Source organism: Chloroflexota bacterium, assembly GCA_035652535.1.
In the GTDB taxonomy this organism is placed as follows: domain Bacteria; phylum Chloroflexota; class UBA6077; order UBA6077; family SHYK01; genus DASRDP01.
Genome location: DASRDP010000002.1, coordinates 1 through 16,196 on the forward strand (window position 1 = coordinate 1; position 16,196 = coordinate 16,196).

Annotated in this window: 13 protein-coding genes; 5 read left to right on the plus strand and 8 right to left on the minus strand. The window is 66.6% G+C overall.

Features of this window, described 5'->3' with window-relative positions; genetic code table 11:
• Both VFC51_00290 and VFC51_00295 read right to left on the minus strand, forming a co-directional pair.
• On the minus strand, positions 1-697 hold a 697-nt coding region (locus tag VFC51_00290; GenBank protein ID HZT05443.1), incomplete at its 3' end, for a thiamine pyrophosphate-binding protein.
• Positions 698-791: 94 nt separating this feature from the next.
• Positions 792-1,973: a citrate synthase gene (locus VFC51_00295; protein ID HZT05444.1), complete on the minus strand. Its 1,182-nt coding sequence runs from the start codon at positions 1,971-1,973 to the stop codon at positions 792-794.
• 146 nt (positions 1,974-2,119) lie between these two features.
• Here VFC51_00295 and VFC51_00300 point away from each other — a divergent pair, with 146 nt between their 5' ends.
• Positions 2,120-2,614 carry an Lrp/AsnC family transcriptional regulator gene (locus VFC51_00300; protein ID HZT05445.1) on the plus strand — a complete coding sequence of 165 codons (495 nt, stop codon included), beginning with the start codon at positions 2,120-2,122 and terminating at the stop codon, positions 2,612-2,614.
• 51 nt (positions 2,615-2,665) lie between these two features.
• Here VFC51_00300 and VFC51_00305 read toward each other — a convergent pair whose 3' ends face one another.
• Genes VFC51_00305 through VFC51_00320 form a run of 4 tightly spaced genes read right to left on the minus strand, consistent with a single transcriptional unit; the run spans position 2,666 to position 7,577 of the window.
• Positions 2,666-3,868, minus strand: coding sequence for a Gfo/Idh/MocA family oxidoreductase (locus VFC51_00305; GenBank protein HZT05446.1), 1,203 nt, complete (start codon positions 3,866-3,868; stop codon positions 2,666-2,668).
• 47 nt (positions 3,869-3,915) lie between these two features.
• Positions 3,916-5,205: an aromatic ring-hydroxylating dioxygenase subunit alpha gene (locus tag VFC51_00310; GenBank protein HZT05447.1), complete on the minus strand. Its 1,290-nt coding sequence runs from the start codon at positions 5,203-5,205 to the stop codon at positions 3,916-3,918.
• Between the two features lie 38 nt (positions 5,206-5,243).
• Positions 5,244-6,359 carry an extradiol ring-cleavage dioxygenase gene (locus tag VFC51_00315; GenBank protein ID HZT05448.1) on the minus strand — a complete coding sequence of 372 codons (1,116 nt, stop codon included), beginning with the start codon at positions 6,357-6,359 and terminating at the stop codon, positions 5,244-5,246.
• Between the two features lie 60 nt (positions 6,360-6,419).
• Positions 6,420-7,577 carry an acyl-CoA dehydrogenase family protein gene (locus VFC51_00320; protein HZT05449.1) on the minus strand — a complete coding sequence of 386 codons (1,158 nt, stop codon included), beginning with the start codon at positions 7,575-7,577 and terminating at the stop codon, positions 6,420-6,422.
• Positions 7,578-7,705: 128 nt separating this feature from the next.
• Between VFC51_00320 and VFC51_00325 the strand changes: the two genes are divergently transcribed.
• Both VFC51_00325 and VFC51_00330 read left to right on the plus strand, forming a co-directional pair.
• Positions 7,706-8,914 carry a CaiB/BaiF CoA-transferase family protein gene (locus VFC51_00325; GenBank protein ID HZT05450.1) on the plus strand — a complete coding sequence of 403 codons (1,209 nt, stop codon included), beginning with the start codon at positions 7,706-7,708 and terminating at the stop codon, positions 8,912-8,914.
• A 146-nt stretch (positions 8,915-9,060) separates the two neighbouring features.
• Positions 9,061-9,483, plus strand: a complete 423-nt coding sequence (locus VFC51_00330) for a cupin domain-containing protein (protein ID HZT05451.1) — start codon at positions 9,061-9,063, stop codon at positions 9,481-9,483.
• Positions 9,484-9,529: 46 nt separating this feature from the next.
• Here the strand turns inward: VFC51_00330 and VFC51_00335 are convergent, their stop codons facing one another.
• Complete coding sequence (locus tag VFC51_00335) at positions 9,530-11,248, minus strand: ABC transporter substrate-binding protein (GenBank protein HZT05452.1); 1,719 nt, start codon at positions 11,246-11,248, stop codon at positions 9,530-9,532.
• Between the two features lie 185 nt (positions 11,249-11,433).
• On the opposite strand from VFC51_00335, the gene VFC51_00340 reads away from it, so the two are divergent.
• Together VFC51_00340 and VFC51_00345 are read left to right on the plus strand one after the other, a co-directional pair.
• Complete coding sequence (locus VFC51_00340) at positions 11,434-13,185, plus strand: ABC transporter substrate-binding protein (GenBank protein HZT05453.1); 1,752 nt, start codon at positions 11,434-11,436, stop codon at positions 13,183-13,185.
• A gap of 68 nt (positions 13,186-13,253) precedes the next feature.
• Complete coding sequence (locus tag VFC51_00345; protein ID HZT05454.1) at positions 13,254-14,963, plus strand: ABC transporter substrate-binding protein; 1,710 nt, start codon at positions 13,254-13,256, stop codon at positions 14,961-14,963.
• Positions 14,964-15,006: 43 nt separating this feature from the next.
• Here the strand turns inward: VFC51_00345 and VFC51_00350 are convergent, their stop codons facing one another.
• Positions 15,007-16,194 carry a M24 family metallopeptidase gene (locus VFC51_00350; GenBank protein ID HZT05455.1) on the minus strand — a complete coding sequence of 396 codons (1,188 nt, stop codon included), beginning with the start codon at positions 16,192-16,194 and terminating at the stop codon, positions 15,007-15,009.
• Positions 16,195-16,196: the final 2 nt, after the last annotated feature.

Here is a 16,196-nt window from a genome sequence, read left to right on the forward strand (position 1 = left end):
TGGTGGCCACGGGCATCTGGGTCAGGTGGGCGAGGGCGCGCAGCTCGTCCCACGCGCGCGACGTGTTTACTCCTCCGCCCGCCACGATGCACGGCCGCTCCGCCTCCGCGATGAGGCGGACCGCCTCCCGGATCAGCGCCGGATCGGGCGGGATCCGGGTCGCGGGGTACTCGGCGAACTGCGGCTCGGCGAAGATCCGCGCGCCGGGGACCTCGCGATCGGCAATCCCGCGCGGGATCAGCACGACTGGCCCAGGGCGGCCAGAAGTGGCGATTCGGAACGCCTTGCGGAGCATCTCGGGCATCTGCGCCGGGTTTGGGACCTCGGCGACCCACTTCGCCAGGGGGCGCATCAGCGCCACCTGATCGTAGGAATAGAGGGCGTTCTTGCCGTCGAGACCGACGGGGAGGCCGTCCAGCAGGACGATGATGGGCACCGACGAGTTGTAGGCTTCGGCAAGGCCCATGAGCGCATTGGGGGTCCCTGGGCGGTTGACGGCGCACACGCCCGGTCTGCCGCTGACGCGGGCATACCCGTAGGCCATGAGCTCGGCGGAGGACTCGTGGTGGATGTTGATGGGCCGAGTGCGGGACGTGTCGAGATCGGTGTAGATGCGCATGCCGAAAACGTACTGGACGCCGTACTGGGAGAGCGTCTCGCACACGGCCTGGTCGACGGTCATGCTCGCGCGCGCCATCCATACCTCCTCCGAGCGCCGAGGCCCGCGCCCGACGGCGACTCGTCGGTTTGCATCGTACACCGGAGCCGCCCCGAAGGTTGGTCGATGACCCTCAGCAGCTCCGGAGTCGGCCGGGGTGGGCTGGGGGTCGCGCTGCGAGCGGCAGCACCGCGCGGTCTCGTGGTCCGACGTAGACGGACTGAGGTCGGATCAGGCGGTTGTCCGCGTATTGCTCCAGGATGTGCGCGGTCCAGCCGGCCGTGCGGGCGGCCGCGAAGGTCGGGGTGAAGAGCTCCGGCGGGATGCCTGCCTCGTGGAGCACGAGCGCGGCGTACAGCTCCACGTTGGCGTAGAGGGCGCGCCCCGGCTTGGTCTCCGCCAGCACCCGCACCGCGGACTCTTCGACGGCGCGGATGAGGTCCAGCAGGCCGCGGTCTCCCGTCACCCCCGCGAGGTGCTCGGCCACGCGGCCGAGCACCTCCGCGCGCGGGTCCCGAACCCTGTATACCCGGTGACCGAAGCCCATGATGCGTTCTCCGCGCGCGAGGGCGGCGCGCACCCAGCGCTCCGCGTTTTGCGGCTGCCGGACCTCCTGCACCATGGCGAGGACCGGACCGGGCACGCCACCGTGGAGCGGGCCCTTCAGGGCGCCGACGGCTCCCGTGAGCGCCGAGACCATGTCCGACTGGGTCGATGCGATGACGCGCGCAGCGAAGGTCGACGCGTTCATTCCATGCTCGATCACGGTGACCAGATACGCATCGAGCGCCTCGACGCGCACCGGATCGGGCTGTCGCCCTTCCAGGGCATAGAGGTAGCCGGCGGCGAAGCCCAGGTCGTCGGGAGTCTCGACCGGCGCATGTCCCGAGCGCGCGCGAGCGTGCTGCGCGATCAGCTCCGGGACCCGGGCCGTCAGCCTGATCGCGCGGGGCAGATTCGCCTGGGGGCTGACGTCGTCGGGTCGCGGCTCGTCGAGGGTCAGCATCGCCATGCCTATCCGGAGGGCGTGCATTCCCTCGGTCTGACGGCCGGGCCCTTGAAGCCATGTCAGCACGGGCTGGGGGAGCCGGCGCGCCCGGACCATCTCCGCGCGAAGCCCGTCGAGCTGCGCCCGGTCCGGTAGGTCCCCGTGCCAGAGCAGATACACGGCCTCTTCGAAGCACACCTGGCCGACGAGGTCGCCGATGTCGTAGCCGCGGATGATGAGCCGGCCCGCGGCGCCGTCAACTTCGCTGAGACGCGTCGCGTGGGAGACGACCCCCTCGAGCCCGTGGGCGATCTGGATCTGTGCCACGCTGGTCCCTCCTGATAAACGATGCGTTCCCTGTCGAGTCTGTAAGGGATGATAGAGCGGCGTGGCAACGGGGTTACATTCGTTCTGAAAGCGATTACGGGATTCTGCTGATACAACTATCGTGTATGCGAACGATGGAGAACATTATGGATGCGGCGATGTTCGACCCGGTTGACCTGCAGATCCTCGATCTGCTCCAGCAGGATGCCCGGATCACCATGCGCGCGTTGGGGCTGGCGGTCGGCCTGAGCGGGCCTGCCGTCACGGATCGAGTCCGCCGGCTCGAGGACCGCGGCGTCCTGCGCGGCTACCATGCGGAAGTGAATCCCGAGGGGATGGGTCTCGCGGTGCGCGCCTTCATCACCCTCGGCATGCCATTCGACGACCACGGGGGCGCACGCTTCGAGGGCCAGGTCCAGGAGGTTGAGGGCGTCGAAGCGTGTTATCGGATCAGCGGGGAGGACCAGTACCTGGTCAAGGCCACCGTGGCGGACATCCCGGCCCTTCAAGACGTACTGGATCGAATGCGCGGGTTCAGTCGGGTCCGCAGCTCAGTGGTCCTTCGGGAGGTGAAGCGCGTCCATCGCCTCCTGCCGCGCCCGTCGGGACCTCGCGCCGTCTTCTATCACGGCGCAGACTAGCGTTTCTGTACTTCCGCGCAACGTCGGCGCGGCGCGCTGGTGCCTCCGATCTCAGGCAGGAGCTGGAGCGGTGAGGACCGGCGATGGCACCTGGTACCGCAGCTCGATCTCCCGATTCTCGCGCGACGACTGGATCACCGCCATGCACGCCTCGAGACTCGCCCGTCCCCAGAGGTGGTTTGGGAACACGGGTCGGCCTTCGTCCATCGCCGCGCGCAGCTCGCGCAGCTCGGAGAAGCCGCGCGTGTTGACGTCGGGCTCGACGGCGACCTCCTCGCGCCCGTCCTCCGTGTACACGTACAGGCCGTCGGGCGACTGCCGAATGTCGCCGCGCTCGCAGCTCACGATGGTGATGCCGAAAAAGTCCTGGTGGCGCTCGGGCCGCGGCCCGTGCCCGGCCGCCGCGCCGAACTGATATTGCGGCATCGCGTAGCGGTCCTCCACCGAGACCGGGCCCGTGGGCTTGAGCCGCTCGCCGTACATCGCCCGCTCCGTATGGACGCCGCCGCCCTCCCCGATGGCCCAGGTCATCTCCGCGATGTCCAGATGGCCCAGGCCGTTGAAGCCGATGAGGGCCGTGGCGCCTCCCTCGAAGAAGGCAAACGCCGAGTAGTTGCTCTCGATGTCGAACACGGGAAACGCTCGATTCACGGTCCCCCGGATACTGCGGATCATTCCGCCGCCCAGGAAGCGGCTGATGTCGAACTGGTGCGGCCCCTGCCGAAACACGACGCCCCCGCCCTTCTTTTCGTCGACCTCCGAGGCCAGCATGGGCCGCCGCATCCAGTCGTTGTAGTTCCACGTGTTGATCTGGAGCACGCGCCCCAACCGGCCGCTGTTGATGATCTCCGCCATCTTCCGAAAGATCGGGCGGAAGATCTTGCTGTGCCCCTGCACGTACTGCACGCCGTTGCGCTCGACCGCGTCGATCATGCGGTTCGCCTCGTCCATCGTGATGGCCATCGGCTTCTCGCAGATGACGTGCTTGCCGTATTCGGCGGCCATGATGGTGTGCTCGGCGTGCAGCTCGTTGGGCGTCGCCACGTAGACCACGTTGACGTCGCCCTTGGCGCACATCTCCTCGACGCTGTTGAACCCCTCCGCCTCGAATCGCTGGGCAAAGCGCTCGACCTCGTCTCGGCGGATGTCCGCCACAGCGGTCAGACGCGATTGCGACAGGACTTCCAGGCCCGGCAGAACGATGCGGGCCGCCGCCCCCAGACCTGCGAGGCCGACCTTCAGCTCGTACGCCACAGACTCAACCCCCCACGATTTTTGACTTGCTTCTGCTTGCGCCTGTCTCAGCGACGGCGCCGCTCGCTGGCTGCGCCAGCCATGGATCCTGGCGCTGGTCGCGCCGAGCCGAACGGCACTTCGACCAGCTCATACCGGTCGTCGAAGATGCGCTCCCGCGGTATGCGTTCGATGCCAAGGGGGCTCACGCCGGCACCAGCCCGCACGTCCCGCTCGGAGGCCCATCCTTCGAGGTTGATCAGCTCGTTTTCGGCGGCGTCCCACACGAGGCCCATGGGATCGCCGCCGCGCTCCACGACGGCGATCTGCTCGAGGAGCATCTGGCGCAGCATGGCGATCCCGCGGTCGGATTGGCCCAGGTGCTCGGTGCGCCGATCGTACAGTGGACCCTGCGTCTCCCACGCCATGCCGTCCTGGCTCGGGAAGGTGCGCAGGTGGTAGTCGCCGTCCTCGCCCATCCACGAATCGTCGTACACGACCGGCGGATTCTGGTCCTCGTCCACCACGTTGCCGCCGGGCGTGGGGCGGAAGAGCACCTGGAAGATCGTCGTGTGCGTGTCGTCGATGGGGACGCGCCAGTGCAGCGTGCTCATCGTGTCCGTCTGGCGCAACATGTTGGGGAACAGCACCATGTTTCCCCAGCCCGACCCTGCCTTCTCCCCCTCGTACTCCCAGGACTTGATGATGCCCCACGGACACGGCTGGAAGCCGTACCGGGCAAAGGGACGCGTAAAGAAGCCGACCTCGTCCCCGCGGCCCTGGAGACGCGCCATCCATCCGTGCAGGAAAAAAGTATGGACGAAGTCGGCGGTGTTCTCCTCGGCCTGGAGCCAGTTGCAGCTCAGGACCGGACGGATCTGCAGCCTCCGCGTTCCGTGCTTCCAGACCAGGATGTCCCAGCGCGGAAGGAGCGGCCGCTTCTCTGGCGGGCCCATGTAGGCAAAGAGCAGGCCGGCGAGCCGCTCCACCGGGTAGGCCGGGTGCCGAAGGGTGTGGCGCATCAACGATTGGGCGGGCTCGAAGGGCTGCTCCACGCAGCGGCCCTCGGTGTCGTAGAGCCAGCCGTGGTACGGGCAGCGGAGGTTCTCGCCCTCGTGAAACCCGTAGAAGAGCGACGTGCCCCGGTGGGAGCAGTGCTCGGCGAGCAACCCGTACGCGCCGGAGGCGGTCCGAAACAGGACCAGCTCCTCTCCGAGGATCTTCACGCGCTTCATCGGCCGCTCGGGCGTCAGCTCCGATGCCGCCGCGACCGGGTGCCAGTAGCGTCGGAGCAGCTCACCGCACGGGGTCCCTGGGCCAACGCGCGTAATGCGTTCGTTTTCTTCACTTGTCAGCATGGCAATGCTCCTCGACGGGTCAGCGACGGAGTCGGCGTTCACCCGCCCTGCGCGCGAGCCGAGACGGGCCGCGGGGGGAACAGCGCGACGCACTTGGACGAGTTGAAGATATACGTCTCGGCGTACGTCAGGATCTCCGGGGTGCGCCCAGCCATAGCGCCAGCGAGGCAGATCCAGTTCCGCATCTCGTGCTGGCCGGAGGCCCGAAGCTGGCGCGCATCGATCTCGCGCCAGCGGTGCTGGTGGCCCTCTTTCAGCTCGTCGAACCGGCGGCGGTCCTCCTCCACGTCACCCCAGACGAAGCCGTGGATGTTCGTGAGCGACGCGTGGGACCAGCTGGCGGTCCCGATGATGGCGACACGGTACGGTGAGGACTCGCAGACCTCGCCCACGGCGCGCCCGAGGTCGTAGCACCGCCACGGGGGCGGCGAGGGCGGCGGCAGCACCGTGTCGGGTGGAATGCTTTCGGGCAGCCGACCCGTCGCGGCCTCCACGCCGGGCAAGGGCATGCGCATGTCCTCCCCATACGCGCTCACGTGGAACGGGATAAGCGGGTACGGAAACCCGCGTCGGTCCCAGTCGAGATAGTCGATGGTGAAGGCGAAAGCATGCCCCAGCGATTCCAGGTGGTGGAGCCGCCAGGAGCACGCGACGTCGAACCCTCGCCGGATCAGCTCGCCCGCCAGGTGCGTGCCGAAGCGCTTGCTTCCTGCCACGGTCGTCGGGCCCGGCTCCCGCTCCATCGGGACTCCGTAGTCGAGCCCGTTGGGCGCCCGCCGCACCCGGGACCCGTGGCCGCCGAGGCTGAATTCATCCGCCGCGTACACGCAGAACGGCGGGAGGACGTCGTCCTTGAAGTTCTCGTACTGGTCGTCGCCGAACATCACGACAAAATCCGGATGGAACGCGTCGAGCGCTGCGCGCGCGCGGCGGTACGCGCCGATCACCTGATCGCGGTGGCGCCGGGCGGCCGCCACCCCCTCGTCGTCACCCCACTCCTGCCGCATGGCCTCCGGCCAGGCGGATGGGTCTTTCCAGAGCGGCGGCGTCTTCTCGCTCTGGAGATTGTGGCGGAAGTAGTTGTTCGCCATCGTCTCGTCGGTGAAGCGCGGCTGTGGACCGTGCGGACAGCCGATGCCGAGTAGCTCGCCCATGGGCCAACCTCCGACCATCGAAGAAGAACCGGACGTCGACGATGAGCCTAGTGTACTCCGCTAGCGGAAGGCGGGAAGCCCGGTCACGTCGGAGCCCACGACGAGCGTGTGGATCTCGTGGGTTCCTTCATAGGTGTAGACGGATTCGAGGTTCGCCATGTGGCGGATGATGGGATACTCGAGGCTGATGCCGTTTCCGCCGAGGACGCTGCGCATCGAGCGCGCGACCTCGAGCGCCATGGCGCAGTTGGCGCGCTTCGCGAGGCTGATCTGCGCAGGGCGGAGGCGGCCGCAGTCCTGCAGGCGCCCGAGCTGATACGCGAGCAGCTGGCCCTGCGTGATGGCCTGCAGGGCGTCGACCAGACGCTCCTGGACGAGCTGGAAGCCGGCGATGGGGCGTCCCCACTGTACGCGCGTTTTCGCGTACTCCAGCGCTGTCTCGTAGCACGCCATCGCTGCTCCGACCACGCCGAAGGCGATGGCGAATCGAGAGTGGTCGAGACAGGAAAGCGGGCCCCGCATCCCGCGGACGCCCGGTAGGATCGCATCGCCCGGCACGCGACAGTCCTGGAGCACCAGCTCCGAGGTGGCGGATGCCCGCATGGAGAGTCGGTGGCGCACCGGATTCGCGGTGAATCCCGGTCGATCCGTCTCCACGAGGAAGCCCCGGATGGTCTCACCCTGATCGTCCGTCGCCTTCGCCCAGATGAGGGCGAGGTGGGCCATCGTTCCGTTGGTGATCCACATCTTCGTGCCGTTGAGCACCCACGAGCCGTCGCTATCGCGCACAGCGCGCGTCTCCATGCTCGCCGGGTCGCTCCCGTGGTCGGGCTCGGTGAGCCCGAAGCAGCCGATGATCTCGCCGCGGTGCATCTTGGGGAGGTATCGCTCCTTCTGCTTCTCCGATCCGTACTTCGAGACGGGATACATGCAGAGTCCGCCCTGGACGGAGACGAACGAGCGGAGCGCGGTGTCTCCACGCTCCAGCTCCTGACAAATGAGGCCGTAGCTGGTGTAGTCGATGTCGGAGCCGTACTCCGGAATGGTGGCGCCGAGGAGGCCCAGCTTCGCGAGCCCCGGGATCAGCTCCGTTGGGAATCGGCCCTCCTCGAAGCAGGCGGGCATGAGGGGCATGGCCTCGCGCTCCACGAATTCGCGGACCACGCCCTGTATCATCTGCTGCTCGGGAGACAGCTCCCAGTCGGCGAAATTCAGCATGGCTGCCGGAGATGCTACTACTCCCGGAAAAGCGGCGTCCAAAGGGCGTGTAAGCGACGTAGCGGATTTCCGCCTGAGGCGGGTCGGAAGAGGCCGCCGGAGGTTCCGCGGGCAAGTCGGAGGGCGACGTGCGAGACGACGGTGCAGGGCCCGGCCCGCTCGCCGGCGTCCGGATCGTGGACCTGTCGCGCGTGCTGGCTGGCCCGTACTGCGCCATGCTCCTGGCCGATCTCGGCGCCGACGTCATCAAGATCGAGGAGCCGACCAGGGGCGATGAGACCCGCACCTGGGGCCCGCCCTTCGTGGCCGGCGAGAGTGCGTACTTCCTCGCCATCAATCGCAACAAGCGCAGCGTCGCCCTGGACCTGCGCGACGAGAGCGCCCGCCAGCTGCTGTTCCGTATGCTCCGCGGCGCCGACGTGGCGATCGAGAATTTCAAGCTGGGCACGATGGAGCGGTGGGGCCTGGGCTACGAGCGACTTCACGTTGCGAACCCGAGGCTGGTTTACGGCCGGATCAGCGGCTACGGGCCGGACGGGCCGTACGCCGACCGGCCCGGGTACGACCTCATCGCGGAAGGCATGGGCGGGATCATGAGCGTGACCGGCGAGCCGGACGGCGAGCCGATGAAGGTCGGCGTCGCCATCGCGGACGTCACGACGGGTCTGTATCTCTGCTCGGCGATCCTCGCGGCACTACATGCCCGCGAGACGAGCGGCGTCGGCCAGCGCGTCGACGTCTCCCTGCTGGAGTCGGTCGTCGGATGGCTCGTGAACCTGGGGTCGAACTACCTGGCGGCGGGAAGCCGTCCCCGCCGACTCGGTAACGCCCACCCCAGCATCGTCCCCTACCAGGTGTTCCGGGCGCGCGATCGGCACTTCACGCTGGCCGTCGGGAACGATGGGCAGTTCGCGGCTCTCTGCGAGATCGTGGGGGAGCCCTCGCTCGCGGCCGATGCGCGGTTCGCGACGAACGAGGCGCGCGTCGCCAACCGCGACGAGCTCATCGGGCTGCTCAGCGAGCGGTTCGCCCAGCGCGACGCCGCCTACTGGGTGGGAGCGCTCCTCGCCCGCGGCGTGCCGAGCGGACCCATCAACGAGATTCCGGACGTGTTTGCCGACCCCCAGGTGCTGCACCGCCGGATGGTGGAGGAGGTGGAGCACCCAACCATTGGCAAGCTGAAGCTGGCCGGGATACCGTTCAAGCTGTCGGAGACGCCGGCGACGGTGCGCCGAGCGCCGCCCCTCCTCGGACAGCACACGGACGAGGTGCTCGCGGAGCTGGGGCTCGGGCGAGACGAGATCGACAGGCTTCGCACGCGCGGGGCGATCCGGTGACGCGAAGTAGCCGAAATGGCCAACTGGGTCGACGGCCGTGGAAAAGATCTTGTCCGACAACCCTCGGCGGCTGTGGAGCGCGGCGTGACGTCGCCGCGCTGCATATAATCCGACCTGGCGTACGAGATCGCAGGGGGAGGACGCGGATGCCCATCAAGGTCATCGATCTCAAGGAGATGGCGCGAAAGCCCGACGCGCGGCGGACGACGCTCATGAACGGCCCGAGCTTCAATGCCTTCTTTCACATCTACCTGGAGCCTGGACAGAAGGACGAGATGCACTGCCACAACGCGGATGGCACCTTCTACGTCATCGAGGGCGAGTGCACCATGCACTTCCCGGATGGCGGCCAGTCCGTGCTGAAGCCCGGCATGGCAGGCCTGATCACCGGTGGGTCCTTCTATCAGCTCCACAACTCGGGCGATGGGCCGATGGTGCTTCTTGGCCACCATGGGCGACCAAGCCAGGAGATGAAGACGATCCTCTACGAAACGCGGAAGGAGCTAATTCGTCCCGGCCAGGAGAACGGAAGGGGCGAGGCTCCGAAATCGACCACGATCCTCGTCTAGGCGTAGAGGGCGGGCCACCGGTTGGCAAGCCTCGCCCGATGGCTCGCTACGGTCGCCACTCCCATTTGTACGCGTAGAGGAAGGGGCCGCCGGACTCCGGCGTCTGGCGCGCCACCGGCCCCTGAAGCGCCGCGACCGCGGGGTCGACCTGCACGTCGAAGAAGTGCGGGATGATCGGCACCTGCTCGCTGATCACACGTTCCATGTCCGCGACGCGCTTCACTCGCTCGGGCTGGGCCAGGGTTGTGAGCCACCCGTCGTACGCCCGGTCGTACTCGGGGCTGCTCCAGCCTCCATAGTTCGACCCGTGCCAGCGGTTGTCCGGCCGCGGAATCGCATCCGTCGTGTAGTTGGCGTAGTAGTTGTTTCCGCCGCGGACCTGGAGGCCCGGCACGATAGCTGACGTTTCCGGCAGCCGCATCTGCGCCAGGGGAACGACAGCCTGACTGACGTCAAAGCCCGACCGTCGAAGGTTGTCGACGTACGTCGCGGCAACGGACTCGTTTCGGATGCCCGCCGTCGACGACACGCTGAACTGCAGCCGCTGCCCGTCCCGCCCCACGAAGAATCCGTCGGCGCCCTTGGCGAATCCCGCCTCTTCCATGAGCTGCTGCGTCCGCTTCGGGTCGTAGGGGTGCTTCTGGATCGCGCTTTCGATCTGCGCGTAGTAGTCGACCCGGGGTGAGGTCAACGTGTCGGTTGAGACGCCCTTCCCTTCGGTCAGCACATTGACGGCCGTGGCGGCGTCGATGGCAAAGGCCACGGCCCTCCGTATCCGCACGTCGAGCAGCGCCGGCGTCTCGACGTAGTCGGGCCGCAGCTGAAACGACGTGTAGCGGAGCGTCACCGGCGTGTAGAGCACCCTGCCGCCTTTGTCCTGCGCCCACTGCTGCTCGAGGACGAGCCCATCTGGGACAGAGAGCACGTAGTCGCTGACGTAGTGAACCTCGCCCGCCTGGACGTTCGCGAGAGCCGTCTGGGCGTCCGGGATAAAGGCGACTTTGATCCGCTCGATCTTCGGCTTGCCAAATACGAAGCCATCGAACGCTTGCCCCTCGATGAAGGCGCCGGGCTCCCACGCCGTCACCCGATAGGGCCCGAGGCCGACGTAGTCCGTGCTCCAATACGGGAGGGCCGTGAATGCCTCTGGCTCGAGTGTGCGGAACGGGTCGGCGAGCAAGTGGCTTGGCAGGGCCGGGAAGCCGTCTTCCAGTACCGCGGCGTCAGCATAGAGCTGGTTCCAGCGTATCACCACCGTCTGAGCGTCCGGGGCGTCAACGGCCTGGATCTGACCGATGGGGGCCGAAGAGGACTGGCCCAGGTCGGGGGTGGCATAGACGCGGTAGGCGAAGGCGAAGTCCTCGGCCAGGAGAGGCTGTCCATCGTGCCAGGTCAGGTTGGGCTTGAGCTTGTAGGCCGTCTCCATGGTGCCGTCGGGGAACACCTTCCAGGAGTCCGTATTCAGCTCGGGCAGCGCCTCCGCGAGGTATGGATGCGGCGCCTCGCGCTCGTCCCGGTAGTCCAGCTCCGCGTTGAACAGGTCGTTGGGCGGGGTGAGCAGGCCCGAGAACGACGCGACGGGCCTCGCCGCGACGCTCGGCGGCTCGCCCCGAACGGCGAATACGACGGTCGGCTGGGGGCCGCTGGATCCCTCCGGCCGGTCGCCGGACATGCGCTGACCCGCCGGCGCGGACGGGCTCCCGCAGGCGACGCCAATGGCGGCGAGGAGCATACCTATCGCAAACATCGAGCGTTGCGCCGTCATGGCTATCTCCTCGTCCCGCTAACCCTTAGGTTGACGTCCCTCGCGTTCGCCGCGGAACACGCGACGTTGCGCGGCATCGATCTCTTGTGCGATTCTTAGCTAACTCTTATCAGGAGACCCCGGTCAAGGGTACATCGGATCCCCGTTTCCGGGTAGGTTTTCGGTCCCATCGAGAAGGGAAGACCATGCGTCACTGGCAATTCGTCCTCCCGGTGACCATGGTCGCTGTCGTGCTCGCGTCGTGCGCCGGCCCCACGGCGAGCGGCTCACGCCCCGGTGAAGGGTCCGCATCTCGACCGCAGCAGGAGGCGGGAAGCCCGGGCAAAACACTGGTGGTGGCGACCCGGGCGGAGCCACCCAGCCTCAGTCCGAAGCCGTTCCGCTCTCTGGGCCTGACGTCCGATCTCTCTGGGCGCATGTTCAATGCCGGCCTCGTGATCCGCAACGACGACGGCGATCCTCAGCCTTACCTCGCCCAATCAGTTCCCCAGGTGAACTCGGATGCTTGGCGGGTCAACCCCGACGGGACGATGCAGACGACGTACAAGCTCAAGCCCAACCTGACCTGGCATGACGGCCAGCCGCTGACAGCCGACGATTTCGTCTTTGCCTTTGAGGTCTTCAGCAATCCCACGTTCGGAGTGGCTGGCTCGCCGCCGGTCAATTTCATGGCCGGGGTGACCGCGCCGTCCCCGGACACCATCGTGGTCGACTGGAACCGAACGTTTCCGTACGCAAACGAGCTGGAGGCAGGAAGCGGCGGCACGGGAAATAACGCGTTTCCGCCGCTGCCGCGCCATATCCTCGGGCAACCGTTCCAGTCGACCGATCCCGACGCCTTCATGGCTTCCACCTTCTGGACAACCGACTACGTTGGGGCCGGGCCGTACAAGCTCGACCGCTGGGAGACCGGCGCATTCCTCGAAGGGGCTGCCTTCGATGGGCACGTGCTGGGCAAGGCGAAGATTCCCAGGATCCGGGAGCTGTTCATCGGAGACCCCAACACCGTCATCGCCAATATGCTCTCCGGAGAGGCGCAGCTCACGGCGGGTGACTCTATCCGCTTCAACGACGGCGAGGTGCTCGAAACGCAATGGGGCGATCGCGGAACCGTGATCGATGCGCCCAACCTGTACCGGATGGTGCAGTTCCAGCGCCGCCCGGAGTTCGCCAGCACGATGGCATTCACCGATCTTCGGGTTCGACAGGCGCTGCACTACGGCGTCGACTTCGACTCCTTGAACGAAGCCGTTCAGGGCGGCAAGACGACCGCGGCCATCGGTCCCATACCGCCGACCGCCACGTACTACCGGCAGCTCGACCAGGCCGTCATGCACTATCCGTACGACCCGTCCAAAGTCGCGCAGCTCATGTCCGCAGCGGGCTTCATCAAGGGATCGGACGGCGTGTGGAATAGCCCCGATCCCGCGTTCGGACGGATGTCCTTTGAGACGAACGTCCTGGCGTCTCCAGACAGCGACAACGAGATGCACATCATGGCCGACACGTGGCGCAAGCTGGGCTTCGACGTGAAGGAGGTAGACTGGCCGCCGTCGCAGGGCCGCGACCGGGAGTTTCGAAACGCATTCCCCGGTCTGTCGACAACCAGCACGCCGCCCGGCGAGAACGCGTTGACGGAGTATCGAAGCGATCGCATTCCGACGGCCGCGAATCGCTGGAACGGGACCAACCGGGGCGCGTGGGCCGGTACGCCCGCGTACGACCGTCTCGTGGACACGTGGGAGACGAGCCTGGTGAAGGACGAGCGCACGCAGGCCGTGATTCAGATGAACCGGATTCTCAATGACGACTGCGTGGTCATCAATCTCTACTGGAAGCTGGCCGCGCAGGCCTTCGCTCGCGGAGTGACTGGCCCCCGCATCACGAGCCTGGACGGCAGCGCCGACTGGAACATCCACGAGTGGGAGTATCGGTAGTGCTCCGGTGATCACGATCGGATAGTCGCCCTCCGCGACGGGGGGCGGGCCAGTGCGGGAGGTGAAGGATGCGGAAAATTGCGGCGCTCGTACCTGCCATCTCGATCGCCGTGCTGCTGGCAAATTGCGCTGCTCCTCCATCCGGGCGGACGTCCGGTCAGACCACCGATCAAACTCCGGTTTCACCTCAGCGAACGCTGGTCATCATCGCGCGGGGCGAACCACCCAGTCTCGCCGCAAAGCCGCTCGTGGGCTATTCCGGGTCTCTCAACCCCCCGTTGCGCTTGTTCAACGCTACTCTCGACGAGCTCGATGAAAACGACGTTTCCCACCCGTATCTCGAACAGGAGCTGCCAAGGCTCAACACAGACAGCTGGCGAGTCGCGCCCGATGGAACCATGGAGACAACCCATATCCTTCGCCCGAACCTGACTTGGCACGATGGACAAGTGCTTACCGCGGACGATTTCGTCTTTGGGTGGCAGGTGTTCGCGACTCCCGAGCTCGGCGCGGGCGGCACGAAGCCGATCAAGCAAATGGCGGAGGTGGTCGCAAAGGATCCCCGGACCGTGGTCATCCGGTGGCGTCAGCCATTCCCTGAGGCTGACCAGCTGGACACATCGTTCCAACCGCTTCCTCGACACCTCCTTCAGCGCTCGTACGACCAAGGGGACTGGTCGGCTTTCGTCAACGATTCGTTCTGGACCACCGACTACATCGGGCTCGGGCCCTACAAGGTGGGAACCTGGGAGGCCGGGGACTACCTCGAGGCCGATGCCTTTGCCGGACATGCCCTGGGCCGACCAAAGATTGACCGCGTGAAGCTGGAGTTCGTGTCCGATTCCAACACTGCGCTCGCCAAGATGCTGAGCGGCGAAGCCCAATACGTCGCCGACTACGTCCTCGGACACCAGGACGGTGCAACGCTCGACGAACAGTGGGCGGGGGACAACGCGGGGACCGTTGTGTTCGCCCCGGTCCTCTTTCGCTTCACGCAGATCCAGCTGCGGCCGGAGTACGCTGATCCAAAGGCTGTGCTCGACGTACGCTTCCGCAGAGCGCTCGCTCATGCCTTCGACACCCCGGGAGCGGTCGAAGCGTTCACAGGCAGCAAGGGACTCATTACATACTCACTGAGCTGGCCGAAAGCGGACTACTATCCCGAGATTCAGAAGGCCATCACCGAGCGAAAATATGATCCCCGGCGGGCACAGCAGCTACTCGAAGAATTCGGGTTGGAGCGGGGCGCCGACGGCTTCTATGCTGGGTCCAACGGTGAGCCGCTGCAGATCGATCTGTGGAATACGGGTGGTACCTTTGAGCGGGAGAACCGGGTCTTCGCCGACAGTCTGCGCAAGGCGGGAATCGACGCCAATCCGCGAACCCTTGGGCCCGCGCGCCTGCGCGACGAGAAGGCGCGAGCCCTCATCGGCGGTCTCTTCACCGGCGGGCTCGGGAGCGATCGGCTGACCCCGTTTACCAGCAACAGCATTCCGCGGCCGGAGAACCACTGGACCGGCACAAACCGCGGCGGCTGGAGCAATCCCGACTATGATCGATTCTGGCAAGCGTGGAACACGACCCTCGCCCCGTCGGAACGAATTCAGGATATTGCACAGATGGAGCACATCCTCAACGCGGACGTGGGCATCATTCCCCACTATTTCACCGACGTGGTCACAGCCTGGTCATCGCAGCTCAAGGGTCCAGTGGCCCGAACGTCGCCGGACGCGCCCGCGGAGATCTACCGCATCGAGACGTGGGAATGGGGCTCGTGAACCTGACCGCTGGAATCTCCCCAGCCCGGGGCTCCCCCCACGATCAACACGGAATGACGATCAGGTCGTGAGGCTGCGTGCCCAGACGCCTTCCCCCTGAGGCAGTCACGGCGACGGTGTCCCCCCAGGTGATGCCGGGTCCGCCCTCGCGCCGGACGTTTGGCTTCACGATGAAGGCGTTCCCTTCTTGCAGGACAAAATTCGCGATCTCCGGCGTCATCTCCCCGCCCACGAGGAGTGGCCGGTCCTCGCCGAGCCCGCGGCCGTGCATGGTGAGGGTGGCTTTACAGCCGATCTCCTGCGCCACGTCGTCGATGGCGCTCGCGATCTCCCCAAATCGCGTGCCCGGCGTCATGCGCTCCAACGCGGCGTTGAACACGGTGCGCTGCATCTCCATCGCATCGCGCAACGGCGCCGGCGCGTCGCCCAGCACGGCGGGCTGGACGCGCTGAGCCACGTATCCCATGTACTTGCCGTCGATCTCGTTGTCGAGCCGGTCGCCGGGCTGGAGCGGCCGGCGCGTCGGAAGAAAGGCGTCGCGCACCTGCCCGGATCCGGTCCCCCAGAGAACCATAGTCGGGACCTCTCCGCCCGCCATGAGCATCCTGTGGTACAGAGCGGCGTACACCTGGTAGTCGGGGACGCCCGGTCGCGCTGCGTCGACGAAGCCGCGGATCGCCTCTTCGGCAATGGCCGCCGCGCGCTCCATGACGGATAGCTCTTCGGGGCTCTTGACCGCGCGCAGCTCCGCCATCATCACGGTGACGTCCACAAACGTCGCGTTGGGGAAGGCCGCGCGAAACGCCTCGAAAAATCGGTGAGGGATCGTGCCCTCCGGGGTCCGCACCCCGCCCTCCAGGCCGACAACCCCAATTTGCGCACGGTCCAGCTTCAACTCGCGCATGCGGTCGATCATGGGGGCGGACCAGGTGTGGCGCTTTGGCGTGCGGAGATCGCCGACCCATTCCTGAGCGCGCGACCAGAACTCAGGGCGATTGAGGACGATGGCGGTGACATCACCTTGGCGCGGAAAGACGCACGCGGTCTCCGAGCAATTGCCGCCGATATGCGTGAGGTAGCGCGTGTCCGCGGCGTACAGCTCCCAGTGACCGGTATGGGGCGGTGTGATGATGCACGCCAGATCGCGCTCGTCCATAGCGCGTCGAACCCGTGCCCAGCGCCGATCGCGCTCCGCGATTGTCAACCGTGGCAGATCGATCAATTCGGCCATGG